This is a genomic window from Pseudomonas sp. SWRI111 (genome assembly GCF_014268555.1).
GTDB lineage: Bacteria > Pseudomonadota > Gammaproteobacteria > Pseudomonadales > Pseudomonadaceae > Aquipseudomonas > Aquipseudomonas hamedanensis.
In genome coordinates, this window is the sequence record NZ_JABWQQ010000022.1 from 15,298 (window position 1) to 40,648 (window position 25,351).

The 25,351-nt window shown below is 60.7% G+C and carries 28 protein-coding genes; 14 read left to right on the plus strand and 14 right to left on the minus strand.

The genetic code is table 11. From position 1 onward, the window contains the following. Window positions 1-45 precede the first annotated feature (45 nt). From HU755_RS22085 to HU755_RS22110, 6 genes are all read right to left on the minus strand, one after another. Window positions 46-1,386, minus strand: a complete 1,341-nt coding sequence (locus tag HU755_RS22085; protein ID WP_186636504.1) for an ATP-binding protein — start codon at window positions 1,384-1,386, stop codon at window positions 46-48. 175 nt (window positions 1,387-1,561) lie between these two features. Then, the gene (locus tag HU755_RS22090) at window positions 1,562-2,014 is read right to left on the minus strand and encodes a Spy/CpxP family protein refolding chaperone (protein WP_186550808.1); all 453 of its coding nucleotides are present in this window, start codon (window positions 2,012-2,014) and stop codon (window positions 1,562-1,564) included. Between the two features lie 268 nt (window positions 2,015-2,282). Continuing rightward, window positions 2,283-2,960, minus strand: a complete 678-nt coding sequence (locus HU755_RS22095; protein ID WP_016771129.1) for a response regulator transcription factor — start codon at window positions 2,958-2,960, stop codon at window positions 2,283-2,285. Between the two features lie 7 nt (window positions 2,961-2,967). Next, window positions 2,968-3,378 carry a translation initiation factor 2 gene (locus tag HU755_RS22100; RefSeq protein WP_039761083.1) on the minus strand — a complete coding sequence of 137 codons (411 nt, stop codon included), beginning with the start codon at window positions 3,376-3,378 and terminating at the stop codon, window positions 2,968-2,970. A 264-nt stretch (window positions 3,379-3,642) separates the two neighbouring features. After that, window positions 3,643-3,942 carry a YciI family protein gene (locus HU755_RS22105; RefSeq protein ID WP_186636519.1) on the minus strand — a complete coding sequence of 100 codons (300 nt, stop codon included), beginning with the start codon at window positions 3,940-3,942 and terminating at the stop codon, window positions 3,643-3,645. A gap of 1 nt (window position 3,943) precedes the next feature. Next, complete coding sequence (locus tag HU755_RS22110) at window positions 3,944-4,540, minus strand: septation protein A (RefSeq protein ID WP_186550800.1); 597 nt, start codon at window positions 4,538-4,540, stop codon at window positions 3,944-3,946. An 87-nt stretch (window positions 4,541-4,627) separates the two neighbouring features. On the opposite strand from HU755_RS22110, the gene HU755_RS22115 reads away from it, so the two are divergent. The 6 genes from HU755_RS22115 to rluB all read left to right on the plus strand — a co-directional run bounded on the left by HU755_RS22115 (window position 4,628) and on the right by rluB (window position 9,609). Continuing rightward, a complete protein-coding gene (locus HU755_RS22115; protein WP_186636522.1) occupies window positions 4,628-5,491 on the plus strand; it encodes a PHP domain-containing protein in 864 nt (287 codons plus the stop codon). Between the two features lie 13 nt (window positions 5,492-5,504). Beyond that, a complete protein-coding gene (locus tag HU755_RS22120) occupies window positions 5,505-6,134 on the plus strand; it encodes an L-threonylcarbamoyladenylate synthase (protein WP_038363745.1) in 630 nt (209 codons plus the stop codon). A gap of 123 nt (window positions 6,135-6,257) precedes the next feature. After that, window positions 6,258-6,956 (plus strand): ScpA family protein, encoded by a 699-nt coding sequence (locus tag HU755_RS22125; protein WP_174245102.1) that lies wholly within the window; start codon window positions 6,258-6,260, stop codon window positions 6,954-6,956. An 11-nt stretch (window positions 6,957-6,967) separates the two neighbouring features. Beyond that, window positions 6,968-7,918 (plus strand): SMC-Scp complex subunit ScpB, encoded by a 951-nt coding sequence (gene scpB, locus HU755_RS22130; protein WP_186636527.1) that lies wholly within the window; start codon window positions 6,968-6,970, stop codon window positions 7,916-7,918. Window positions 7,919-8,062: 144 nt separating this feature from the next. Further along, window positions 8,063-8,254 carry a DUF1289 domain-containing protein gene (locus tag HU755_RS22135; RefSeq protein WP_016771121.1) on the plus strand — a complete coding sequence of 64 codons (192 nt, stop codon included), beginning with the start codon at window positions 8,063-8,065 and terminating at the stop codon, window positions 8,252-8,254. A gap of 143 nt (window positions 8,255-8,397) precedes the next feature. Then, window positions 8,398-9,609 carry a 23S rRNA pseudouridine(2605) synthase RluB gene (gene rluB, locus HU755_RS22140; protein ID WP_186636538.1) on the plus strand — a complete coding sequence of 404 codons (1,212 nt, stop codon included), beginning with the start codon at window positions 8,398-8,400 and terminating at the stop codon, window positions 9,607-9,609. Between the two features lie 176 nt (window positions 9,610-9,785). Here rluB and HU755_RS22145 read toward each other — a convergent pair whose 3' ends face one another. Next, complete coding sequence (locus tag HU755_RS22145) at window positions 9,786-10,751, minus strand: leucyl aminopeptidase (protein WP_186636540.1); 966 nt, start codon at window positions 10,749-10,751, stop codon at window positions 9,786-9,788. A 70-nt stretch (window positions 10,752-10,821) separates the two neighbouring features. Continuing rightward, entirely contained in the window at window positions 10,822-10,959 is a 138-nt protein-coding gene (locus tag HU755_RS22150; RefSeq protein WP_003222780.1) for a hypothetical protein, read from the minus strand. Between the two features lie 894 nt (window positions 10,960-11,853). Between HU755_RS22150 and HU755_RS22155 the strand changes: the two genes are divergently transcribed. After that, the gene (locus HU755_RS22155; RefSeq protein WP_186621750.1) at window positions 11,854-13,266 is read left to right on the plus strand and encodes an amino acid permease; all 1,413 of its coding nucleotides are present in this window, start codon (window positions 11,854-11,856) and stop codon (window positions 13,264-13,266) included. A gap of 227 nt (window positions 13,267-13,493) precedes the next feature. Next, window positions 13,494-13,907 (plus strand): alternative ribosome rescue aminoacyl-tRNA hydrolase ArfB, encoded by a 414-nt coding sequence (gene arfB, locus HU755_RS22160; RefSeq protein ID WP_186550788.1) that lies wholly within the window; start codon window positions 13,494-13,496, stop codon window positions 13,905-13,907. On the opposite strand, the gene HU755_RS22165 is transcribed toward arfB, so the two are convergent. The 6 genes from HU755_RS22165 to phhA form a co-directional block, all read right to left on the minus strand. Next, window positions 13,904-15,103 (minus strand): MFS transporter, encoded by a 1,200-nt coding sequence (locus tag HU755_RS22165; protein ID WP_186636542.1) that lies wholly within the window; start codon window positions 15,101-15,103, stop codon window positions 13,904-13,906. The two genes, arfB and HU755_RS22165, sit on opposite strands and share 4 nt — an antisense overlap. Before the next feature lie 103 nt (window positions 15,104-15,206). Continuing rightward, window positions 15,207-15,389, minus strand: a complete 183-nt coding sequence (locus HU755_RS22170) for a hypothetical protein (RefSeq protein ID WP_186636544.1) — start codon at window positions 15,387-15,389, stop codon at window positions 15,207-15,209. A gap of 71 nt (window positions 15,390-15,460) precedes the next feature. Beyond that, window positions 15,461-15,592: a hypothetical protein gene (locus HU755_RS27720; RefSeq protein ID WP_264082146.1), complete on the minus strand. Its 132-nt coding sequence runs from the start codon at window positions 15,590-15,592 to the stop codon at window positions 15,461-15,463. A 261-nt stretch (window positions 15,593-15,853) separates the two neighbouring features. Beyond that, window positions 15,854-17,047, minus strand: a complete 1,194-nt coding sequence (locus HU755_RS22175; protein WP_186636546.1) for an amino acid aminotransferase — start codon at window positions 17,045-17,047, stop codon at window positions 15,854-15,856. Next, a complete protein-coding gene (locus tag HU755_RS22180) occupies window positions 17,047-17,403 on the minus strand; it encodes a 4a-hydroxytetrahydrobiopterin dehydratase (protein WP_003222798.1) in 357 nt (118 codons plus the stop codon). Before HU755_RS22180 ends, HU755_RS22175 begins: the two co-directional genes overlap by 1 nt. A 108-nt stretch (window positions 17,404-17,511) precedes the next feature. After that, window positions 17,512-18,303, minus strand: coding sequence for a phenylalanine 4-monooxygenase (gene phhA / locus HU755_RS22185; protein ID WP_186550780.1), 792 nt, complete (start codon window positions 18,301-18,303; stop codon window positions 17,512-17,514). A 371-nt stretch (window positions 18,304-18,674) separates the two neighbouring features. Here phhA and HU755_RS22190 point away from each other — a divergent pair, with 371 nt between their 5' ends. The 6 genes from HU755_RS22190 to flgJ all read left to right on the plus strand — a co-directional run bounded on the left by HU755_RS22190 (window position 18,675) and on the right by flgJ (window position 25,332). Then, window positions 18,675-20,237: a sigma-54-dependent transcriptional regulator gene (locus tag HU755_RS22190; protein ID WP_186636548.1), complete on the plus strand. Its 1,563-nt coding sequence runs from the start codon at window positions 18,675-18,677 to the stop codon at window positions 20,235-20,237. A 343-nt stretch (window positions 20,238-20,580) separates the two neighbouring features. Continuing rightward, a complete protein-coding gene (locus HU755_RS22195; RefSeq protein WP_186550776.1) occupies window positions 20,581-21,321 on the plus strand; it encodes a flagellar basal body rod protein FlgF in 741 nt (246 codons plus the stop codon). A gap of 45 nt (window positions 21,322-21,366) precedes the next feature. Further along, window positions 21,367-22,152, plus strand: coding sequence for a flagellar basal-body rod protein FlgG (flgG, locus tag HU755_RS22200; protein WP_186550774.1), 786 nt, complete (start codon window positions 21,367-21,369; stop codon window positions 22,150-22,152). A gap of 52 nt (window positions 22,153-22,204) precedes the next feature. Beyond that, window positions 22,205-22,900 carry a flagellar basal body L-ring protein FlgH gene (gene flgH, locus HU755_RS22205; RefSeq protein ID WP_186550772.1) on the plus strand — a complete coding sequence of 232 codons (696 nt, stop codon included), beginning with the start codon at window positions 22,205-22,207 and terminating at the stop codon, window positions 22,898-22,900. A 27-nt stretch (window positions 22,901-22,927) separates the two neighbouring features. Next, window positions 22,928-24,016: a flagellar basal body P-ring protein FlgI gene (locus HU755_RS22210; RefSeq protein WP_238350033.1), complete on the plus strand. Its 1,089-nt coding sequence runs from the start codon at window positions 22,928-22,930 to the stop codon at window positions 24,014-24,016. Window positions 24,017-24,027: 11 nt separating this feature from the next. Continuing rightward, the gene (gene flgJ / locus HU755_RS22215) at window positions 24,028-25,332 is read left to right on the plus strand and encodes a flagellar assembly peptidoglycan hydrolase FlgJ (RefSeq protein ID WP_186636552.1); all 1,305 of its coding nucleotides are present in this window, start codon (window positions 24,028-24,030) and stop codon (window positions 25,330-25,332) included. Window positions 25,333-25,351 lie beyond the last annotated feature (19 nt).

The following is a 25,351-nucleotide window of genomic DNA, read 5'->3' on the forward strand; positions in this document are numbered from 1 at the left end:
ACACACCGCTTTCGCGAGCAGGCTCGCTCCCACATTTTTTTTGCTTCAGGGCTGGGGCACGACCCCCGGCACCAGCGGCAATTCCAGACTCGCCACAAACCCGCCCTGCGGATGATTGGCCAGCGTCAGGGTGCCGCCATGCCGTTCCGCCGCCCGCTTGGCAATCGCCAGTCCCAACCCATGGCCGGCCGCCGTTTGCCCCGGCGCCCGATAGAACGGCTCGCCCAACTGACTTAGATGCTCAGCCTGCACCCCGGGCCCGTGGTCGCGCACGCTGATGACCATCCGCTCGCCCTGGCGTGAGGCCTGCAGTTCAATCGGCTGATCCGGCGGGTTGAAACGCTGGGCATTGCGCAGCAAGTTGTCGACGGCGCGTTCGATCATCGTCGGCCAGCCCTTGAGGTTCAGTGGCGGCTCGGCATTGAGTTGCACGACCTGTTCCGGCGACGCCAGTTGTGCGTCCTTCTGCAGCGTGGCGAGGAGCGCGTTCAAATCCACGTCTTCGGCGCTGGCATTGTCGGCATCGACCCGCGCCAGCACCAGAATTTCGCTGATCAGCGCTTCGAGGCGATCGCATTCGCGGGTCAGTCGTGGCCAGAGCTTTTCGCGTTCTTCAGGACTGGCCCGTTCCGCCAGTGCCAAGGCAATGCGCAGGCGCGCCAGTGGTGAGCGCAATTCATGGGACACGTCGCGCAGCAATTGGCGCTGACTGCTGATCAGGCTTTGCAAGCGCGCGCCCATGCGGTTGAAGTCGGTCGCGAGTACGCCGAACTCATCACGGCGGTTGGCCAGCTTCGCCAGGCTGTTCTGCTGATACGTGGTTTGCCCCAGATCATGCACCGCGCCGCGCAGACGGCTGAGCGGGCGGGTGATGGATAGGGTCACCAGCAAGCTGAACAAGGTCAGTACCACCAAGGCGATGCCGAGTGCACTCAGCGGCCAGAGCAGGCTTTCGCGGTGCCACGAATCAAGCTCCGGATGCGGGATGCGATAAATGAACAAATAAGTGTCACCGGTTTTTGCACTGGTGAACTCGTCGGTCAGACGCCGCCACGGCAGGCGACGGTCATCGTTATTCTGCCGCGCTTCGAAGGCAGCGGCGCGACGCGGGAAGGTACCGCGGACCACCGGATCGCCGGTTTCGTTGAGCACTTGAACGTCGATGTGGTACTGGCGTTTGCGTTGTTCGAGGATGTCTTGCGCGGCGTCTTCGCCCTGGGTTTCGTAGGTTTGCGTCCACTGCGCGGCGAGTGTGTTGAGGCCCGGATGGCGGCTGAGAATCCACGCGTCCTGGTTGAGCATGTGCCCGAGCAGAATCGACAGCCCGGCTACCAGAGCGATGGCCAGCCAGAAGCTTGCGAGAATTCGCCAGAACAGTGAACGCACAGAAATTCCTCTGACAACATAAAAACCATTGTAGGAGTGAGCCTGCTCGCGATAACGGTGGGTCAGTCAATTAATGCTTATCTGACACACCGCTATCGCGAGCAGGCTCACTCCTACAGTTGGATCGGTGGAAACAGGCCCGACGGGGTAAGCCGTCGGGCCTAGGGTTAACGCATTATTGCGCCTTTTGTGCCTGCTGCGCTTTCCAGGCCTTGAACTCGGCCCATTCGGCGCGGCGTTCGGCGCGTTTCTTCTGGATCTCGTCGAACTGCTTCTGTTGCTCCGGCTTCAGCAGCCCACGCACCTCGGACTCGGCTTTCTTGTGGTTGGCCGCGATCTCGTCCTTCATGGCTTTCTGGTCGGCCGGCGAGAGTTTTTCCAGGTACTTGTCGACCACTTGCTTACGCTCGTGCATCTGCTCGCCCATGATCTTGCGGATCTGCTCGCGTTGTTCGCGGGACAGGTCGAGCTGGCTGTACGGGCCTTTGCCGTGCATGCCGCCGTGCATCTGACCGCCGTGGCGCGGGCCGTCAAGCGGACCACCCAGCGGACCGCCATCCTGCGGCATGGCCATGGCCACGGTTGGCAGAGCGGCAGCGAACATCAGAGCGATAAGAGTCTTGCGCATGGTGTATCTCCTTGTCTCGTTCCCGGTACGTTCCGGATGAGTGCAGATTACGCAGATCAAGGTCAGCGGCGGTCAGCGCTGGGTAAAGCTTCGGTAAAGACGCTTCGTCATCAGCCTGACAATACATTTTTGTGGCGAGGGAGCTTGCTCCCGCTGGGCAGCGAAGCGGCCTCGCTGTCCGCCTCAACAGCAGAGGGATTGCTGCGCAATCCAGCGGGACGGTGCGACGATTCGACAAGCTCCCTCGCCACAGAGGCCTGAGTGTTTCCTAGAGGCTGTAGTAGTAACCCCGGCTACGCAGCGCAACGATGCGCGGGCGGCCGTCGGGGTGGGGGCCGATCTTTTTGCGCAGGTTGCTGACGTGCATGTCGAGGCTGCGGTCGTACAGGGTCAACTTGCGGCCGAGCGCCAGTTGCGCCAGCTCCTGCTTGTCCAGCGGCTCGCCGGGCTGCTTGAGCAGGGCTTCGAGCAGGCGGCTCTCGGATACCGTCAGGGTCAGTTCTTTTTCGTCGATGCTGACCACGCCGCGCACCGGGCTGAAACTCAAATCACCCAGCTCAAGCTGCGTCGACACGGCGGCCGGGTGGCTGCGGCGCAATACGGCGCGCAGGCGGGCGGTCAGTTCGCGTGGGTCGCAGGGTTTGGCCAGGTAATCGTCGGCGCCCAGTTCGAGGCCGAGGATACGGTCCAGCGGTTCGCCACGCGCTGAAAGCATCAGCACCGGCAGGTCGGCGTGGTCGTTGCGCAATTGCTTGAGCAGTTCCAGACCGCTGCCGTCGGGCAGCATCACGTCCAGCACCACCGCCGCGGGGGCGGTTTCGGCCAAGGCCTTGCGGGCGCTCTGGCCATCGTGGCAGGCGCGCACCTGGAAGCCTTCCTGGCTCAACCAGCTACTCAGGAGTTCACACAACTCCTGGTCATCATCAATCAGTAACAGCTCGCTCATGACTCACTCAATTTAGCCACTGCCGACGTTTTCGGCTTGCACCACTGGCAAAGATACCGCAGAGCAGCGCCAATAGCGCTACTCCAGCGCCAGTGACGAACCACTGCTGCTGATCGGTCAGCAGACGCGGCAACGGACTCGCCTGGGCTTCCTTGAGTTGCAGCTTCAAGCGCTGATTCTCTTGGCGCAGCCGGGCGAGTTGGGCGCTTTCGCGGGTGTTGTCGGCATTTTGCAGTTGTTTGTTCAGTTCTTCGCGTTGCTGCTCGCTGGCCTTGAGGCGCTGCTGCAACTCGGTGATCTGACTGCCGGCACTCAGCGACAATGGCGTGGAGCTGCCACCCTCGGTGGTTTCCTCACCATGGGCGGGCGCCATGATCGACAACGTGAGCAACATCAGACACAACGGACCCTTGCGCATCGCGACACCTGTTTCCAAATGGATATTGGGCAGGTTGTCGGCAGGCAAACGAGAATAATGAGCGATTGAGAGGGCGATGAACCGAGAAGGTTCAGTGCTGCGAGTAATGCAGAGGGATGGCACATGTTGAAACTGTGGCGAGGGAGCTTGCTCCCGCGGGACTGCGCAGCAGTCCCACTGCTTTTGAGTTGAAAAAGCGGGGGGCGCTTCGCTCCCCAGCGGGACGGTGCGACGATTCGACAAGCTCCCTCGCCACAGTGGGGATTACGGTAAGACTTGTTTGAAAGGTTTGACGATCACGTTTGCGTAGACGCCAGCGGCGATGTACGGGTCGGCGTCAGCCCAGGCTTGCGCGGCGTTCAGCGAGTCGAACTCGGCAACGATCAGGCTGCCGGTGAACCCCGCTGCGCCCGGATCATTGCTGTCGACGGCCGGGTGCGGGCCGGCCAGGACGATGCGGCCTTCGCCCTTGAGTGCTTGCAGGCGTTGCAGATGCGCCGGGCGTGCAGCCAGGCGTGCTTCGAGCGAGTTGGCGACGTCGGTGGCAATGATGGCGTAGAGCATGTCAGTCCTCGGTTTTCGGTGTTGTAGTGTCGGCGTCGTGCAGGTGACGAGACAGGTAGATGCCTTGCGCGACCAGGAACAGCACCGTCATGCCCAGGCTGCCGAACACCTTGAAGTCGACCCAGATGCTCTGGAAGGTAAAGGCAACGAACAGGTTGGCCGCGCCGCAGAACAGGAAAAAGCCGATCCAGGCGATGTTCAGGCGCGTCCACACCGGGTCCGGCAATGTCAGCGCGTGGCCCATGATGCGCTTGATAAGCAGGCGGTCACCGATGAAGTGGCTGCCGATGAAGGCCGCGGCGAACAGCCAGTTGACCACCGGCGCTTTCCATTTCAGGAAGGTTTCGCTGTGGAAGGCCAGCGTCAGGCTACCGAACACCAGGCACGCAATCAGCGTCAGCCATTGGCTCTTTTCCAGCTTGCGCTGTTTGATGAACAGGGCGCCGTACACCACCAGAGAACTGATGATCAGCATCGCCGTAGCGCTGTAGATTCCGCCTACGGTCACTTCATGCCCGGCGATGTCGACGACCCGAGGGTCAAGTTTGTAAACGATGAAGAACAGCAGAAGCGGGATGAAATCGATGAATTGTTTCACAGTGAGAGCCAGAAGCTGGATGTGTCGGCATAATAACAAACATATGGGCGCGCGATAGCGCCGGCTGATTTGAGGTTACAACTCCCCGTGAATGTTGATTTGCACTGCCACAGCACGGCCTCCGACGGCGCCCTGGCGCCCGCGGTACTGGTTGCGCGTGCGTTCGAGAACGGCGTGCGAGTCTTGTCCCTGACCGACCATGACACCCTCGAAGGCCTCGCCGAAGCGCGTACGGCCGCCAACGAGCTGGGCATGCAACTGGTCAATGGCGTCGAATTGTCTTGCACCTGGGGCGGGGCGACCATTCATGTGCTGGGCTACGGTTTCGACGTCAACGCTGCACCGCTGGTTGAGGCCATCGCCAAATTGCACGATGGCCGCTGGCTACGGTCGGAAGAAATAAGCCGCAAGCTCGCCCTCAAGGGCATGCCCGGTGCCCTCGAGGGCGCCCGACAGGTCCAGCAGGAACTGGGCGACAGCGGTAACGCGCCAGCCCGCCCGCATTTTGCCGACTGGATGGTGCGTGAAGGTTTTGTAAAGGATCGCGCCGAGGCGTTTCGCAAATGGCTCGGCGCCGGCAAGCTCGGCGACGTCAAGCTGCATTGGCCGACCCTGGAAGACACCGTTGGCACGCTGCGCGCCGCGGGTGCCTGGGTCAGCCTGGCGCATCCCTGGCACTACGATTTCACCCGCAGCAAGCGCCGGAAGCTGATTGCCGACTATATTCAAGCAGGCGGGCACGCAATCGAGGTGGTCAACGGCCATCAGCCTGCGGAGCAGGTGGGCAGCCTGGCGATCCTTGCCCGTGAGTTCGGTCTGCTGGTCAGCGCCGGCAGTGACTTCCATGGCCCTGGCGGCTGGTCCGAGATCGGCCAGTACCGGCCGGTTCCCGAGGACCTTCCACCCCTGTGGTGTCGGTTCAAACATGACACAGATATTGCCGCCGTCTGAACAGGTAGAGAATGTGAGTCAATTTTTCCAGATACATCCGGAAAACCCGCAAGCGCGCCTGATCAAACAGGCGGTCGAGATCATTCGCAAGGGCGGGGTGGTGGTTTATCCCACGGACTCGTCCTACGCCATCGGTTGCCAGATCGGCGACAAGACTGCCATCGAGCGTGTACGCCGCCTGCGCCAGCTCGATGAAAAGCACAACTTCGCGCTGATCTGCAGCGACCTGTCGCAACTGGGTAACTATGCCAAGATCGACACCGGCACCTTCCGTATCCTGAAGGCGCATCTGCCGGGGCCTTACACCTTCATTCTCAACGCTACCCGTGAAGTGCCGCGTCTGTTGCTGCATCCGAAGAAACGCACGATCGGCCTGCGCGTGCCAAGCCATCCGATTGCCCTGGCGCTGTTGGCCGAACTCGGCGAGCCGCTGATGAGCGTGACCCTGATCATGCCCGGCGACGAAGACCCGCTCAGCGATCCGTACGAAATGCGCCAGTTGCTTGAGCACCAAGTGGACTTGATCGTCGACGGCGGCTTCGGCGGTATCAAGGCCTCGACGGTCATCGATCTGACCGGCGACGACCCGGAAGTGGTCCGTGTCGGTTGCGGCGATCCGACGCCGTTCATGGTCGAGGCCTGAATGTCCGCAGTGGAAACCGTGGTCGATCCCCAGGCCGGCGCTCAACAGGAGCTGCCGTTTGCCATGGTTTATGGCCAGGCGGTCATGGAAATGCCGCTGGACCTGTACATTCCGCCCGATGCGCTGGAAGTCTTCCTTGAAGCGTTCGAGGGCCCGCTCGACTTGCTGCTGTACCTGATCCGCAAACAGAACATCAATATCCTCGACATCCCGGTGGCGGAGATCACCCGCCAGTACATGGGCTATGTCGAGTTGATGCAGTCGGTGCGCCTGGAACTGGCCGCCGAATACCTGGTCATGGCCGCGATGCTGGCCGAGATCAAGTCGCGCATGCTCCTGCCTCGCGCCGAAACCGTCGAAGACGAAGAGGACGACCCGCGCGCCGAACTGATCCGCCGCTTGCAGGAATATGAACGCTTCAAGGCGGCCGCCGAAGGTATCGATGGCCTGAGCCGGGTCGGCCGCGATGTGATCGTGCCCAGACTCGACGCGCCAGAAGCGCGGGCGCGCAAGCTGTTGCCCGATGTCGCGCTGGAAGAAATCCTGATGTGCATGGCCGAAGTGCTGCGCCGTGGCGACATGTTCGAAAGTCACCAGGTCAGCCGCGAGGCGCTGTCTACGCGCGAGCGCATGAGCGATGTGCTGGAACGGCTCAAGGGCGGCGGTTTCGTGCCGTTTGTCGAGCTGTTCACCGCCGAAGAGGGCCGCCTCGGTGTGGTAGTGACCTTTATGGCGATCCTTGAACTGGTCAAGGAATCCTTGGTCGAGCTGGTGCAGAATGAGCCGTTCGCCGCGATCCACGTGCGAGCCCGAGCCGAATAACGAGTCCAAACATGAACCTGACTGAACCCCGCGAGCTGGCGCCCCTGCTTGAAGCCTTTCTGTTGGCCTCGGGAAAACCGCAATCACTTGAGCGCCTGTTCGAACTGTTCGAAGAAGGCGAGCGGCCGGAGCCGGCGGTCTTCAAGAAAGCTTTGACCCTGCTCGGCAAGTCCTGCGAGGGCCGCGCCTTCGAACTCAAGGAAGTCTCGTCGGGCTATCGCCTGCAGATCCGCGAGAAGTTCTCGCCCTGGGTCGGTCGACTGTGGGAAGAGCGCCCGCAACGCTACTCGCGTGCCTTGCTGGAAACCATTGCGCTGATCGCCTACCGCCAGCCGATCACCCGTGGCGAAATCGAAGACGTACGTGGTGTGGCGGTCAACAGCAACATCGTCAAGACTCTGCTGGAGCGCGAGTGGATTCGCGTCGTCGGCTACCGCGACGTGCCGGGCAAACCGGCGATGTTTGCCACGACCAAGGCGTTTCTCGATCACTTCAACCTGAAAAACCTTGAGGACCTGCCGCCGCTGGCCGAACTGCGCGAGATGGAAGCCGAGCCGGTGCTGGATTTCGACGACGCGCCGGTGCCGCAGAATCTGCAGGAACTGGCCGATGCCAGCGCCGAGCCGGAGGAAGAGAAGGAAGAAACCAGTTTCCACAGTTTGCTGCTGGAACTGGACAGCATGGAAGAGGGGATCAAGACCGATTTCGACGATTTGCTGCGCGATGCGGCGGATGGCGAAGCGCCGGTGTCTGAGCCCGAGATCACCGAGCCGGCGGTAGAAGTTGAACCGCCTGAAGCCGAACCGGAGGAAGACATTCTCGGTGTCGCCGAGGCCCGCGAGAAACTCCTGGCTGCCGTTGCCGCCCTCGAACTGCCAGAACCCGAACTTAGCGAAGAAGAAGCCGAAGCCCGAGCGCTGGCCGAAGCCATCGAAGCCGAACGGCGCGAATTCGAGGACTGACCCGATCACAAGAACACCGCCATCCCTTGTAGGAGTGAGCCTGCTCGCGATAGCAGTGTCTCTGACAAGAAGATGTCGACTGACACACCGCAATCGCGAGCAGGCTCACTCCTACAAGGGATCTGTGTTTTTCTGGAGAACGCGATGAGCTCAACCAAAGACCCCTGCATCAGCCTCTGCAAATTCTCCGACGACATCTGCCTCGGTTGCGGCCGCAGCAAGCGCGAGATCAAGGCCTGGAAGAAGCTCGACAAGGACGACAAGCGCACGGTGCTGGCCGAAGCCGCGTTGCGCCTGATCAAACTGGGCGGTGCCGGTCGGCGGAAAAAGAAATAACTGTCGATCGATCAGCTAGTCTCTGATGCGCGATGGCGCACATCCGCGTATGATTCGCGACCCTTCGGCGATCCCTTCGCCCGAAAACACAGTTTTCAATGCTTCAGGCGCCGCCTGAACAGACCACACCGGGAGGTGCCCAGATGAGTGACATCAATCAGAAAGACGACCAGGAAATCGGCCCAGCAGGCGAAAAACTGCAGAAAGTCCTCGCCCGTATCGGCGTCGGCTCGCGCCGTGACGTCGAAGCCTGGATCAGCCAGGGCCGGATCAAGGTCAATGGCAAAGACGCCACCCTCGGCCTGCGCGTCGACATGCACGACGCCATTACCATCGATGGCAAGGTGATCAAACGCGAAGAGGCTGCCGAATCGGTGCGCCGCGTGATCATGTACAACAAACCCGACGGCGAAATCTGCACCCGTGACGACCCGGAAGGCCGTCCGACCGTGTTCGACAAGCTGCCGCGTCCGAAAGAAGGCCGCTGGATCAACATCGGTCGTCTCGACATCAACACTACCGGTCTGCTGATGTTCACCACTGACGGTGAACTGGCCAACCGTTTGATGCACCCGTCCTACGAGATGGACCGCGAGTACGCCGTGCGTGTCCGTGGTGAAGTTGACGACGAGATGATTGAACGCCTCAAGGCCGGTGTGGTGCTGGAAGACGGCCCGGCCAAGTTCACCGACATCAAGCAGGCGCCGGGTGGCGAAGGCTTCAACCACTGGTATCACTGCGTGGTAATGGAAGGCCGCAACCGTGAAGTGCGTCGTCTGTGGGAATCGCAGGGTCTGGTGGTCAGCCGTCTGAAGCGCGTGCGCTTCGGTCCGGTGTTCCTCAACTCCGACTTGCCGATGGGCCGCTGGCGCGAAATGAGCCAGTACGAAGTCGACATCCTCAGTGCTGAAGTCGGCCTGACGCCGGTGGCGATGCCGCAACTGAACGCCAAGAGCAAGGACAAGCTGGAGCGTATGCAGCGTAAATCGTCGCGGCCGATGGCCAAGACCGAGCGCGTGCGCACCTTGCGCCCAGCCGCTGGCACACCGACCGGTCCACGTCCGGGCCGCGAGCCGCAGATCGAAGGCGAGCGTCCAGGTCGCAAGCCGGTTGCCCGTGACGGCGAGCGCGCACCGCGTCCGGCCAATGGCCGTACCGAGCGTGGCGCGCCTGCCGGTCGCGGTACGCCGGTGGCTGATCGTCCAGCGGACACCACCAATAAGCGTCCGGCCAAACCTGCGCCGAAGCGTCCGGGGATCAAACTGGTCGATGGGGACAAGCCATCCGGCAAGCGTCGCGGTGCACCGGCCGGCTCGGGTCAGCGCCCGGGGTTTGGACGCAAGAAACCGGAGTGATCGGGTTTAGCGCCGAATGAAAAAACGCCAACCGCAGGGTTGGCGTTTTTTTTCGTCTGGCGCAACTCATGCAGCGTCTGACAGGGCTCTTTCGCGAGCAGGCTCGCTCCCACATTGGATCTGCGGCGTACACAAATCCTTGTGGGAGCGAGCCTGCTCGCGAAGGCGTCAGTCGCCTAAAACACAAAGCGCCCATCAAACACCGGCTTGTCATCCAGCGCCAACACCCCGCCGGAGAAGATCAGGTCCAGATGATGGCTGCCCTTGGCGCCACCGCCCAATCCCAGATGCAAGCCACAATGCCGCTCTTCAAACCCGGCATTGCGCGCATACAGGTCTTTCACGCCTTCATTGGTGCCAATCCCCAGTTCTTCGATCCGCCGGTTCGACGGGTTGGCGTCCAGGTATTTGTTGAAATCATGCTCCAGCCCCGGTACGTCGGTGGCGATGCGGCTGATGGTCGAATTTTCGATCCACAACTCCAGTGGTGACTCCAGCACGCCGTATTTGCGTGCAAACGGAATAGTACTGAGAAAGGTGCCCTTGAATTTAACGTGGCCGTTAATGGCTTCGCTGTGGGTGGCGATTTCGCCGGGGGCGAGGTCGAAGTTGCCGACGCCGTTGATGTCGGTCCACTTCTTGATGCTGCTCATCGGTGTTTCGAACCACGAGCCGTGGTCATCCTTGAAGCTCAGCGTGGTCGCTTGGGACATGCGCTGGATCAGGTGACTATTGAGCCCGGCGATGCGCTGCGGGGCGATGCTGAAAGTGTCATAGAAATAGTCGCCGTAATCCTTGAACAGCAGCGACTTCTTCCAGTTGTCCGCCATCACCGCTTGCAGAGCGCGGACGAACTCCGGGCCGTCGGGGCGCGGGTTGGGCAGGGTGGAAGAGTCGTAGAAGAAAATGTACAGATCGCTGTCGGCAATTGCCTCGGCCAGCGCTGCGGTGCTTTCCAGGTCCAGGCGTCGCGCGCTGAAGCGAAAGCGCGGATGCTCGCCGGCCTGTTCGGCGATGGCGCCGGTCAGGGCTTCGTAGTCGGCAGTGTGGCCGAGCAATACCTTCGCCGAGTCGAGGCCGGCAAGGGCGGGGTGATGTTCGAGGTAGTAAAGGAAATGCGAGATCGCGCGGGACTTATCCATGAATCCTCCCTGACTGACCGTGACGAAAGCGGCAGGCACGACCGGCCGGACCGTGCCTGCCCGGGATGTGTTACAGAGGCCACATCGCCGTGCCGAACGGAACCACCGCATCGGCTTGCATCATTTCCACGGCGGCCTCATGGGTCGGTGCTTCAAACCATTCGTCCAGTTGCAGTTCGGTATCCAAGTCTTTTTCCAGTGCTTGCATGGTCGATCTCCTAGATGACTTTCACGGTTTATGACTGACCGGTCGAGGTGGCCGGTGAGACGTGAAAAACCTAGTTCAGAGCCTTTTAGAATGCAAAAAAATGTTTATTTAATTTTTAAATAGATTTTTTATTCTGTTTTTGGCCGGCGTTTTTCTTATTTAAAAACATAAAACTAAGCGCCTACTTTCGTTAGTGAGCTAGCTACCGTCAATATGCAGACGGCCTACGGAAAATTCTGAAACGGAAATTTTTCGTTACGCGCTGTCAAGAAAACCTTACGAAAACGCGCCTGAAGCCGAGCCAATCGAGGGCCATCGGGCCGCTGTAAGGAAAAACTGCCGAAGCGCTGCCGGGCAGGGGCTGCGCGTGGCTCTGGCGCGCTTGTTTCAGCGGCGTTTGCGCGGTGATATGCGCCCCATGCCTGTCGTGCAGGCGCATAACAAGAAGGAGGCGCAATGAACGCCGCGACTGATTTCCACTTCTCCCCGTGGGACGGTTTGTTCCTCGTCCACGCCGATGGCCTGCAAAGGCCTGACTCAATTTTTGCAGCCGCCCGAGTGTCTCGAGGCGGATACACGCAATCCCGGCAACCGCCACGCTGATCCAGCGGGGTCTGGCAGCAGGGGGTTAGCGGTGTACAATGCGCCGCGTTTTAACTGTGACCCTCTGCGTAATCGCGCCAATCTCAAGGCTATCCGCCTTGTTCACTCCGCCGCGCCACAAGCGTGTCGGGTTCGATTTCGTCACAGATAAAAACAAACAGGTGACGCATGACCGTTGTAAATGAGCTGAACTCCTGGTGCCTGCGCTGGGGTTTGATCGGGGCTGCCTGAAATCGCAACCTTGCAGCAACGTCTACTGAACATCATCAAACCTTGCGTGAGACCTTTTTCATGAGTGGACAACCCTCGCAATCAGGCGAGCTTAAGCGCGGCCTGAAAAATCGCCACATTCAACTGATCGCCCTCGGTGGCGCGATCGGTACCGGCCTGTTCCTGGGATCTGCCGGCGTGCTGAAATCCGCCGGTCCGTCGATGATCCTTGGCTACGCCATCTGCGGCTTCATCGCCTTCATGATCATGCGCCAGTTGGGCGAAATGATCGTCGAAGAGCCGGTGGCCGGCTCCTTCAGCCATTTTGCGCACAAGTACTGGGGCGGTTTCGCCGGTTTCCTGTCGGGCTGGAACTGCTGGATTCTGTACATTCTGGTGGGCATGTCGGAGCTGACCGCGGTCGGCAAGTACATCCATTACTGGGCACCGGACATTCCGACCTGGGCCTCTGCAGCGGCGTTCTTCGTGCTGATCAACGCGATCAACCTGGCCAACGTCAAAGTCTTCGGTGAAGCCGAATTCTGGTTCGCGATCATCAAAGTCGTCGCCATCGTCGGCATGATTGCCCTGGGCAGTTACTTGCTGGTCAGCGGCCACGGCGGCCCGCAAGCATCGGTCAGCAACCTGTGGTCCCACGGCGGTTTCTTCCCCAACGGAGTGAGCGGTCTGGTGATGGCCATGGCGATCATCATGTTCTCCTTCGGTGGCCTGGAAATGCTCGGTTTCACCGCGGCTGAAGCCGACAAGCCGAAAACCGTGATCCCGAAAGCGATCAACCAAGTGATCTACCGTATCCTGATTTTCTACATCGGCGCGCTGGTAATCCTGCTGTCGCTGACCCCGTGGGACAGCCTGCTGGAAACCCTGAATGCGTCCGGCGACTCCTACAGCGGCAGCCCGTTCGTGCAGGTGTTCTCGATGCTCGGCAGCAACACCGCCGCGCACATCCTCAACTTCGTCGTGCTGACCGCCGCATTGTCGGTGTACAACAGCGGCACCTACTGCAACAGCCGCATGTTGCTGGGCATGGCCGAGCAGGGTGACGCGCCGAAAGGCCTGGCGAAGATCGACAAGCGCGGCGTGCCGGTGCGGTCGATCCTGGCCTCGGCGGCGGTGACGCTGGTGGCGGTGCTGCTCAACTACCTGATCCCGCAGCACGCGCTGGAACTGTTGATGTCGCTGGTGGTTGCAACGCTGGTGATCAACTGGGCGATGATCAGCTATTCGCACTTCAAGTTCCGCCAGCACATGAACAAGACGAAGCAGACGCCGCTGTTCAAGGCGCTGTGGTACCCGTACGGCAACTACATCTGCCTGGCGTTCGTTGCGTTCATCCTCGGCGTAATGTTACTGATCCCGGGGATTCAGATCTCGGTGTACGCGATTCCGGTGTGGGTCGTGTTCATGTGGGTCTGCTACGTGGTCAAGAACAAACGCAGTGTGCAGCCGGTGGTGCCGGCGACGGCGAAATAACCTCGCAGGCAGAAACGACAAACCCGGCCAGCGTGCCGGGTTTGTCATTTCCAGCCTCACACAAATCCCCTGTAGGAGTGAGCCTGCTCGCGATAGCGGTGTCTCAGTCAATAAATATGAACCTGATATACCGCTATCGCGAGCAGGCTCACTCCTACAGGGGATCTGCGTCATGCTTCAGCGCTGTTTCAGGTTATCCTGCACCCTCTGAACACGGACGCTTTTCCATGCTGGTGATTTCCAACAACGTGCATCTGCCCGATGCCGAGATCGAACTGACGGCCATCCGCGCCCAGGGCGCTGGCGGGCAGAACGTCAACAAGGTCTCCAGCGCCGTGCACCTGCGCTTCGACATTCCCAACTCCTCGTTGCCGGAGTTCTACAAGGAGCGCCTGCTGGCGCTACGTGACAGTCGCATCACCAGCGACGGCGTGCTGATCATCAAGGCCCAGCAATACCGCACGCAGGAAGCCAATCGTGCCGATGCGCTGGAGCGGTTGGTCGAGTTGATTCAAAGCGCCACCAAAGTGGAAAAGAAGCGCCGCCCGACCAAGCCGACCCTCGGCTCGAAGAAGCGCCGCCTCGAATCGAAGACCAAGCGCGGCAGTATCAAGGCCGGACGCGGCAAGGTCGACTTCTAATCCTCGCGATACTTCGCCGTGTGCTTGTACAGATACACGCTCAACGCCAGACCGCTCAGGGCCGCAAGAGCGGCAAACAGAAAGATCGAGGCAAAACCGAACCCCGCCGCAATCGCCCCGGCCAACGGCCCGGTGATCCCCAGCGACAAATCAATGAACAGTGAATAGGCACCGACCGCCGCACCGCGGCTGGAAGCAGGCACCAGATTCACCGCTTCCACGCCCAGCGCCGGAAACACCAGCGAGAAGCCGAAGCCACTCAGCGCCGCGCCGGCCAAGGCCCAATTAGCGTCCGGTGCAATCCACAGCAGCAACAGGCCCAGGGTTTCCACCGACAGGCAAGCGATCGCCACGCGAAAGCCGCCGAGGCGGTTGATCAGGTTGCCGAACAACAGCCGTGCACCGATGAAGCTGGCGCCGAACAGGCTCAGGCACAGCACCGCGTTGTCCCAATGCTGCGTGGCGTAATACAGGGTGATGAAGGTGGCGATGGTGCCGAAACCGATCGAGCCCAGCGCCAGTCCGCAGCCGTGGGGAAAAACTTTGCCGAGCACATGCATGAAGGGCAGGCGTTCACCGGAGACGATCGGCGCTGCCATCTTCGGCCACGCCAGCACCAGGCCGAGCAGGGCGAGGAGGATGATGCTTACGCCCATGCTCCACAGGCCCAGCCGGCTGACCAGCCACACGCCAAACGGCGCGCCGATCGCCAGCGCGCCATAACTGGCGATGCCGTTCCAGGAAATCACCTTGGCCGTGTTCGCCGCGCCGACACGGCCGATGCCCCAGCCAATCGAGCCGGAACCGACCAGACTTTCCGCGCTGCCCAGCACAAGTCGGCCGATCAGCAGGCTGATCAGGCTGAGCATCGGCAGGCTGTGCGTCCACGCCGAAATCAGCATGAACACACCGCTCAAGCCGCATCCGGCGAGGCCAATCATCACTGCCCGTTTACTGCCCTGGTTGTCGATGATCTTGCCGGCATACGGACGGCTGAGCAGGGTGGCGAGGTATTGCACGCTGATCACCAGCCCGGCGATCACTGCGCCAAAGCCCAGGTCGCTGTGCACATAGCCCGGCAACACGGCGAGCGGAATGCCGATGTTCAGGTAACCGATAAAGGTGAAGAGGACGATGGAAACCACTTGCAGCGTAACCGCGAAGGGGCGCTGGGGTTCGGATACAGAGGGCGACATGGGTAACGATCCACGGGAGCAGCAGATTAGATAGGCTGCTCATGATACCGGCGTGAAACGATCAAGGGCGGGGAAAAGTAAAACTATTTGCCGGGCGGCGCTTTCAGGATTTCGCCGGGGCGACCAATTGCGTGGTGACGAGAGCGGCGAGGGCGTTTTCTTCGCTGCCGAAACGTTCGAGCAGGGCGGCCTGTTTCTCAGGGGGAAGGCGATTCCAGATCTCGATCATTTTCTCGGTGGCGCCGATCAGCACGGCAGCTTGGCTTTCAGAAAATTCATCGGTCATGGCGGTCTCGGCTTCAGGCAGTGTGGAAAGCGCATCTTAGCGCTTTCCACACGGTCTGTACGGCGGGGACTTTACTCTTCGCTGTCGGCGTTGCGGCTGTCAGCGGCTTCTTGCGGCTCGGGCTGTTGGGCACCGGCGTGTTGCGGGGTCGTCTGCTCAGGTACGTGCAGGCTTGGGAAGGGGAGATTAGGAATCTCGTGCATGGTCGCGCTCCTCGCTAAGTCTGTTGATAGATCAGGTGCTCCGCGCTTTTACAAAGCCTGCGCAGGATACAGCAGGAAAAATGACAATCAGACTTTTAATTCAAAATAATGCGACAGATGGCCGCAGGGAGGAAGGCTCACCATAAAACCAATGTGGGAGCGAGCCTGCTCGCGAAGGCAGTGTGTCAGGCAACATTTGCGTTGAATGACACACCGACTTCGCGAGCAAGCCCGCTCCCACAGGGTTGTGTATTGCAGAAACTATTTGCAGGCGTCAGCGATGGCGTCGGCCAGTAATGCGAGGCGGGTGGCGTCAATGCCGGCGACGTTTGCCCGGCCAGAGCTGACCATGTACACGCTGTGCCGCTCACGCAGAGTCTTCACTTGCGCCGGCGACAGGCCGGTGTAGGAGAACATTCCGCGCTGCACACCAATGTGCGCAAAGCGTTCGCGCAAACCATGCGGTTCCAGCGCTTGGACCAGACCGCTGCGCAACTGCGCGATACGTAGTCGCATGGCCTCCACCTCATCGGCCCAGCGCGCTTTCAGCTCTGGATCGGCGAGGATGGTCGCGACTACCGCCGCGCCGTGATCCGGCGGCGTCGACCACAGGTTGCGGGCGATGTTGGCCAGTTGGCTGCGGATGTCGATGAGCTTGTCGGCGCTTTTTGCACAGACGATCAGCGCACCGGTGCGGTCGCGATAGAGGCCGAAGTTCTTCGAGCAAGAACTGGTGATCAGCACCTCCGGAATTTCGGCGGCGAACAAGCGCGTCGACCACGCGTCCTGCTCCAGGCCATCGCCAAAGCCCTGGTAGGCAAAGTCGATCAGCGGCAGCAGATTACGGCTGCGCACCACCTCAAGCACACGCTTCCAGTCGTCATGGCTCAGGTCAAAACCGGTCGGGTTGTGGCAGCAGGCATGCAGCAGCACCACGTCACCCTTGGGCACTTCCTTGAGCACGGCGAGCATGGCTTCGACATCGAGGCGGTTGTCGCTGCCCACGTACGGGTAGTGACTGACCTTGACCTCGGCGGCAGCGAAAATGGTTTCGTGGATCGGCCAGGTCGGGTTGCTCAACCACACGCCCTTGCCCGGCAGGCATTGAGCGATGAAGTCCGCAGCCAGACGCAACGCACCGGTGCCGCCCGGGGTCTGTGTGACGCCGGCGCGTTGTTCTCTGATCAGTGGCGAGTCGGCGCCCAGCACCAGCTCGTTGATGACCTTGCCGAACAATGGGTTGCCGTGGCCACCGATGTAGGTTTTGGTGTCCTGGCTTTCGACCAGCCGCGCTTCGGCGATTTTCACCGCTTCAGGGATCGGCGTCAGGCCCTGGGCATCCTTGTAGACGCCAACGCCGAGGTCGAACTTGCGCGGATTGCTGTCCTGCGCATACGCCTCCATCAAGCCGAGGATCGGGTCGCCGGGCACCCGGGCGATGGCGTCGAAGTGCATTACTTGCGTCCTTCTGCGGTCTTGGCCACTTCGTCAGTGCGCGCGGCCATGATGAAGTCGTTGCGGTGCAGGCCTTTGATCGAATGGCTCCACCAGGTCACGGTGACTTTGCCCCATTCGGTCAGCAGGCCCGGGTGGTGGCCTTCGGCCTCGGAAATCTCGCCGACGGCATTGGTGAAAGCCAGTGCGTGTTTGAAATTCTTGAACAGGAAGACTTTTTCCAGCTGCATGATGCTGTCGCGCACTTCGATGTTCCAGTCAGGGATCTGCTTGATCAGGATCGGCAGTTCTTCGTCGCTGACTTGTGGCGCATCGGCGCGGCAGGCTTCGCAGTGGGCTTGGTTCAAAGTGGACATGGTGTATTCCTGAAATCGAGTGTGTTTTTTTTATTAAAGCGTATATGCCGTCACGCTAAAGCAAAGTGACGGCGACTGACAGACGCAATTGTCAGCAAAAGTCGCGGTTCAGGCGGCTTTGGGTTTCGGCGGAAATTTCGGCGCGTGCAAGCCCAGCTGCATGCCCTGGCGGACCATGGCCATGATGTCTTCATGAGCGACGTCGAACAGGCGCTTGAGGTTCGGCAGGACAAAGTACAGCGGTTGCAGGATGTCGATGCGATAGGGCGTGCGCATGGCTTCCAGCGGATCGAAGGCTTGATGCTCAGGCTCGTCCGACAGGCAGTAAACGGTTTCTTTCGGCGAGGACAGAATTCCGCCACCGTAAATGCGCTTGCCTTGCGGAGTGTCGACCAGGCCGAATTCGATGGTCATCCAGTACAGCCGCGCCAGGTACACGCGCTCTTCCTTGGTCGCTTGCAGGCCGAGTTTGCCGTAGGTGTGGGTGAATTCAGCGAACCACGGGTTGGTCAGCAGCGGGCAGTGGCCGAAGATCTCGTGGAAAATATCCGGCTCTTGCAGATAGTCCAGTTCTTCGCGGGTGCGAATGAAAGTCGCCACCGGAAATTGCTTGCTGGCGAGCAGTTCAAAAAAGGTCTGGAAGGGAATCAGCGCCGGCACTCGGGCGACCTGCCAGCCGGTGGTCTCGCCGAGCACTTTATTGATCTCGCCGAGCTGCGGGATGCGGTCGTGGGGCAGACCGAGTTTTTCGATACCGTCCAGGTATTCCTGGCACGCACGGCCCTCGATCACTTTCAACTGGCGAGTGATCAGCGTGTTCCACACCGCGTGTTCTTCGGCGGGGTAGTCGATAAAACCTTGCGCATCGGGCTCGCGGGCCACGTATTGCGTCTGCTTCATGCTGCTCTCCTGCTAGGGGAATTCGTTTTTGTTATGTCCAGCGATGGCTCAAGGATTACCCGAGAGTGGCCGGAGATGCAGCACGTTGAAACGCAATCATGTAGGAAATTTCGGCTAATTTCGTAAAGTTATCGTTACGCTTTGTCGGGTAATCAGCATTTACAGTGATTGGCAGGTTTGAAAAGGGCTAGTGCTGTCACATAATCTTGACAACTATCTGCGTGCCTCGACAGAAAGTCGGGCACCAATCCCTTGTAGGAGTGAGCCTGCTCGCGATAGCGGTGGGCAAGCTAAAAATTATGTTACTTATATGCCGCTATCGCGAGCAGGCTCACTCCTACAGGTTCTCCGTCGTTCATTCAGGTGTTTTTATGCGCATCAAAGTCCACTGCCAGAACCGCATCGGCATCCTGCGCGACATCCTTAATCTGCTGGTGGCGTACGGCATCAACGTCGCGCGCGGTGAGGTTGGCGGCGAGCATGGCAACGCGATCTATCTGCATTGCCCGAACCTGATCAACATTCAGTTCCAGGCCTTGCGCCCCAAGTTCGAGGCGATTGCCGGGGTGTTTGGCGTCAAGCGCGTCGGGCTGATGCCCAGCGAGCGTCGGCACATGGAGTTGAACGCGTTGCTTGGGGCGCTGGAGTTTCCGGTGCTGTCGATCGACATGGGCGGCTCGATTGTCGCGGCCAACCGCGCGGCGGCGCAGTTGCTTGGAGTACGCGTCGATGAGGTGCCGGGGATTCCGCTGTCGCGCTACGCCGAGGATTTCGACTTGCCGGAGTTGGTGCGCGCGAACAAGTCGCGGATCAACGGCATGCGAGTCAAGGTCAAGGGCGACGTCTTTCTCGCCGACATCGCGCCGTTGCAATCGGAGCATGACGACAGCGAGGCCATGGCCGGAGCCGTTCTGACTCTGCATCGCGCCGACCGCGTCGGCGAGCGCATCTATAACGTGCGCAAGCAGGAACTGCGCGGCTTCGACAGCATCTTTCAGAGTTCCAAAGTCATGGCTGCCGTGGTCCGTGAAGCGCGGCGCATGGCACCACTGGACGCGCCGTTATTGATTGAAGGCGAAACCGGCACCGGCAAGGAATTGCTGGCGCGCGCCTGTCACCTGGCGAGTCCGCGCGGGCAGTCGCCGTTGATGGCGCTCAACTGTGCAGGGCTGCCGGAATCGATGGCCGAGACCGAATTGTTCGGCTACGGCCCCGGGGCTTTCGAAGGCGCGCGTGCCGAAGGCAAACTTGGCCTGCTGGAATTGACCGCAGGCGGCACGCTGTTTCTCGACGGTGTCGGCGAGATGAGCCCGCGTTTGCAGGTGAAACTGCTGCGCTTTTTGCAGGACGGTTGCTTCCGCCGCGTCGGCAGCGACGAAGAGGTTTATCTGGATGTGCGGGTGATCTGCGCAACCCAAGTGGATTTGTCTGAATTGTGCGCGCGCGGCGAGTTTCGCCAGGACCTGTACCACCGCCTGAACGTCTTGTCGCTGCATATCCCGCCGCTGCGCGAGTGCCTCGACGGATTGACGCCGCTGGTCGAACACTTTCTTGATCAGGCCAGCCGGCAGATCGGTTGTCCGTTGCCGAAACTGGCCCCGGCGGCGATGGATCGCCTTAGTCATTACCACTGGCCGGGCAACGTGCGGCAATTGGAGAACGTGCTGTTTCAAGCGGTGTCGCTGTGCGAGGGCGGTACGGTCAAGGCCGAGCATATTCGTCTGCCGGATTACGGCGTGCGTCAGCCGCTTGGCGATTTTTCGCTGGAGGGTGGCCTGGACGAGATCGTCGGGCGCTTCGAAAAAGCGGTGCTGGAGCGCCTGTATTCCGAGCATCCGAGCAGTCGCCAGTTGGGCAAGCGGCTCGGCGTTTCGCATACCACCATTGCCAACAAGCTGCGTGAGTATGAAGTTGGCAAAACCTCCGAAAGCTGAATGCAGTCTCTGTGGCGAGGGGATTTATCCCCGTTGGGTGGCGAAGCCGCCCCGGTTTTCCTGCAGGACGACCTCATTTGCAGGCTTTGCGACTGCTGCGCAGCCGAACGGGGATAAATCCCCTCGCCACAAATCTCCGTCACCCGCCAAACTTGGGATTGCCGCGAAGCGGCATGACACCGCCGGTTTTTCGTCTTCGACATATTTCAAATTTCCCCTGTAAGCCCCTCAAGTCCTTTGTTTACCGGTCCTTCGTCCGCCAATAAAAAGTTGGTCTGCAAATTGCTTATGGCTCAGCAGTACAGCAGTGGGCGGCAAACGTCCGGCATGCAGAGGAAAGAGCGTGGACAAGTACCTTTATGTGGCAATGACCGGCGCCAGCCAGAACGCACTGGCGCAGCGGGCGCATGCCAACAACCTGGCGAACATCTCCACCAACGGTTTTCAGCGCGACCTGGAGCAGGCGCGTTCGATGCCGGTATTTGGTGACAGCTTTCCGGCGCGCGCGTTTGCCATGAGCGAACGGCCGGCCACTGACTTCTCGCCAGGCTCGCTGGTGGAAACCGGTCGCGACCTCGATGTCGCTGTGACCGGCAACGGTTTTATCGCCGTGCAGAACCCCAACGGTGGCGAAAGCTACGTGCGCACCGGCAGTCTCAACATTGATGCCCTCGGCGTCTTGCGCGCCGGCAACGGCATGCCGGTGATCGGCAATGGCGGACCGATTGCCGTGCCGCCGGAGCAGCAGGTCGAAGTCGGCGAAGACGGCACCATCAGCATCCGGGCGATGGGCGAAGGCCCGCGTGTCATGGCCGAAGTCGACCGCATCAAGCTGGTCAACCCGGACATCAAGAACATGAACAAAGGCCTCGACGGTTCGATTTACACCAAGGACGGCCAGCCGGCCCAGGCCGATGCCAACGTCAAACTGGTTTCGGGTTTCCTTGAATCGAGCAACGTCAATGCCGTGGAAGAAATGACCTCGGTGCTGGCCCTGGCCAAGCAGTTCGAGTTGCACGTCAAGATGATGAACACCGCCAAAGACGACGACCAGGCCATGGCTCGGGTCTTGCAGATCAGCTAATTATCAGAACGTCGCGCCGTAAAACAGGCGCACGAGGAGAATCGAATGCTTCCGGCTCTATGGGTTGCCAAAACCGGTCTGTCCGCCCAGGACACCAACCTGACCACCATTTCCAACAACCTGGCGAACGTCTCGACCACGGGTTTCAAACGTGACCGCGCCGAGTTCCAGGACCTGCTCTATCAGATCAAGCGTCAGCCAGGCGCCCAGTCGACCCAGGACAGCGAATTGCCGTCGGGCCTGCAAGTGGGTACCGGCGTGCGCATTGTCGGCACGCAGAAAAACTTTACTGCCGGCAGCCTGCAAACCACCGAGCAGCCGCTGGACATGGCCATCGACGGTCGCGGTTTCTTCCAGATTCTGCAGCCGGACGGCACCACGTCCTACACCCGTGACGGTACTTTCCACCTCGACTCCAATGGCCAGATCGTCAACGCCAGCGGTTTCGCTCTGGAGCCGGCGATTGTTATCCCGAACGACGCGCAGACCTTCACCGTCGGCCGCGACGGCACCGTTTCCGTCACCATCGCCGGCAACCCGGCGTCGCAAGTGATCGGCAACCTGCAAACCGCCGACTTCATCAACCCGGCCGGTCTGCAAGCCGTGGGCAACAATCTGTTCCTCGAAACCGCGGCTTCCGGCGCACCGCAAGTCGGCACACCTGGCCTGGCCGGTTTCGGTACCACGCTGCAGAACACCCTGGAAACCTCCAACGTCAGCACCGTGGAAGAGATGGTCAACATGATCACCACGCAACGCGCTTACGAGATGAACTCCAAGGTGATCTCCACCGCCGACCAGATGCTCTCGTTCGTAACGCAGAATCTGTAATCAAGTCTTTGGGGCGACCGCAGGGTCGCCGGCAACACCGTGAGGTAGGGTCATGAATCGCTTTGTATCTGTTCTGGCATTGAGTGGGGTCGTCTCGCTCGCGGGCTGCGTCGCTCCGACGCCCAAGCCCAATGACCCTTACTACGCGCCGGTGTTGCCGCGCACGCCGTTGCCGGCGGCGGCCAACAATGGCTCGATCTATCAGGCCGGCTTCGAGCAGAACCTGTACAGCGACCGCAAGGCGTTCCGCGTCGGTGACATCATCACCATCACCCTGAACGAGCGCACCCAGGCGAGCAAGAACGCCAACTCGCAGATGGACAAGAACAGCGATAACTCGGTCGGCCTGACCTCGCTGTTCGGCTCCAGCCTGACCACCAACAACCCGATTGGTGGCGGTGACTTGAGCCTGAACGCCGGCTACAGCGCCGACCGTTCGACCAAGGGCGACGCCAAGTCCGGACAGAGCAACAGCCTGACCGGTTCGATCACCGTGACCGTGGCCGACGTTTTGCCCAACGGCATCATCGCCGTGCGTGGCGAGAAGTGGCTGACGCTCAATACCGGTGACGAACTGGTGCGCATCGCCGGTCTGGTCCGCGCCGATGACATCGCCACCGACAACACCGTGTCGTCGACCCGTGTCGCCGATGCACGCATCACCTACTCGGGCACTGGCGCGTTTGCCGATGCGAGTCAGCCAGGCTGGTTCGACCGTTTCTTCCTCAGCCCGCTGTTCCCTTTCTAGGTGGCTACGTTGAATCTGAAAAGCCTTATGGTCGCTGCGCTGTTCATGTCGGCGGCCTTCAACGCCCACGCCGAGCGGCTGAAAGACATCGCCAGCATTTCCGGCGTGCGCTCCAACCAGTTGATCGGCTACGGCCTGGTGGTCGGGCTTAACGGCACCGGTGACCAGACGACGCAGACCCCGTTCACCCTGCAGACCTTTAACAACATGCTCTCGCAGTTCGGCATCAAGGTGCCGCCGGGATCGGGCAACGTGCAATTGAAGAACGTCGCGGCGGTGTCGATCAGTGCCGATCTGCCGGCGTTCGCCAAGCCGGGTCAACAGGTCGATATCACTGTGTCCTCGATCGGTAACTCCAAGAGCCTGCGCGGCGGCACCCTGTTGCTGACCCCGCTCAAGGGCATCGACGGCAACGTCTATGCCGTGGCCCAGGGCAACCTGGTGGTCGGTGGTTTCGACGCCGAAGGTCGTGACGGTTCGAAGATCACCGTCAACGTTCCCTCGGCCGGTCGCATTCCCGGCGGTGCGTCGGTGGAGCGCTCGGTGCCGAGCGGTTTCAACCAGGGCAACAGCCTGACGCTGAACCTCAACCGTTCCGACTTCACCACCGCCAAACGTATCGTCGACAAGATCAACGACATGCTCGGCCCGGGTGTCGCGCAAGCCATCGACGGCGGTTCGATCCGCGTCACCGCACCGCTCGATCCGAGCCAGCGCGTCGACTACCTGTCGATCCTGGAAAACCTTGAAGTCGATCCGGGGCAGGCGGTGGCGAAAGTCATCATCAACTCGCGCACCGGCACCATCGTCATCGGCCAGAACGTGAAGGTCTCGCCGGCCGCCGTCACCCACGGCAGCCTGACCGTGACCATCACCGAAGACCCGATTGTCAGTCAGCCGGGCCCGCTGTCCAACGGCCAGACTGCTGTCGTGCCGCGTTCGCGGGTGAATGCCGAACAGGAAGCCAAGCCGATGTTCAAGTTCGGCCCGGGCACCACGCTGGATGAAATCGTCCGGGCGGTGAACCAGGTCGGCGCAGCGCCAGGTGACTTGATGGCAATTCTCGAAGCACTGAAACAGGCCGGCGCGTTGCAAGCCGACCTGATCGTGATCTGAGGCTGCTCACCATGGATATACGTAAAAGCGGTCTGGTCAGCAGCAGCGATTCGGGGTCTTACTCGGACCTCAATCGTCTGAGCCAGCTCAAGGTCGGCGACAAGAACAGCGAAGCGAACATGCGCAAAGTGGCGCAGGAGTTCGAATCGCTGTTCCTCGGTGAGATGCTCAAGTCGATGCGTTCGGCCACCGATGCGCTCGGTCAGGACAATCCGCTCAACACCCCGGCGGCCAAGCAGTATCAGGAAATGTACGACCAGCAACTGGCGGTTTCCATGTCCCGCGAGGGCGGTGGTATCGGCCTGGCCGACGTGCTTATGCGCCAGATGTCGAAGAACAAACCCATGGCGCCGGGTGAAGCCGCTGCCGCTTCTGCTGCCAAGCAGGAAGAAGCCAAAGCCAAGGCTGCGGCCGTGCCAACACCGATTGCCGCTGGCACCGTCGCCACCAACGGTCCGTTGTCGCGCCTCAATGGCGAACGTCCATTGTGGGCGTCACGCTCGGTGAATGCGCCGAACACCGATATTTCTCATCGCAATGATATGGCGCTGATCAATCAGCGGCGTCTGGCGCTGCCGCCGAAATTGGCCGATCGCTTGCTCGCCGGACTGGTGCCGTCGGCGCCGACGAACGCCACCACGGCGCCGACCAACGCGCTGCCATCGCGCGCCGCGACCAGCGCCGTAACCGGCACCGGTCCGCTGTACAACGGCGACTGGCTGGCCCGCGCCGAAGAGCAGAAAGCTGCGGGCGGGCAGATGCAGGTTTATGGCCGCGCCATGGCGCAGATTCCGCTGGCGCCGGCGAAGAAGGCGTTCAGTTCCGCCGACCAATTCGTCAACACCATGCTGCCGATGGCCAAGGAAGCCGCCGAGCGTATCGGTGTCGATCCGCGTTATCTGGTGGCCCAGGCCGCGCTGGAAACCGGCTGGGGCAAATCGGTCATGCGCGCCCAGGACGGCAGCAGCAGTCACAACCTGTTCGGCATCAAGGCCAGCAGCAACTGGAAGGGCGATTCCGCGCGGGCGATCACCAGCGAGTTCCGCAATGGCGCGATGGTCAAGGAGACGGCCGAGTTCCGTTCCTATGCCTCGTACAAGGACAGCTTCCACGATCTGGTGACGTTGTTGCAGAGCAACAATCGCTATCAAGAAGTGCTGAAGTCCGCCGATAACCCAGAACAGTTTGTACGCGAATTGCAAAAGGCCGGTTACGCGACCGACCCGAACTACGCGACGAAGATTTCGCAAATTGCCAAGCAGATGAACAGTTTTGAAAACTACGCTGCGGCGGGTGTCTCCACCACGCCTTTATAAGGCACCAGGTAATAAGGTC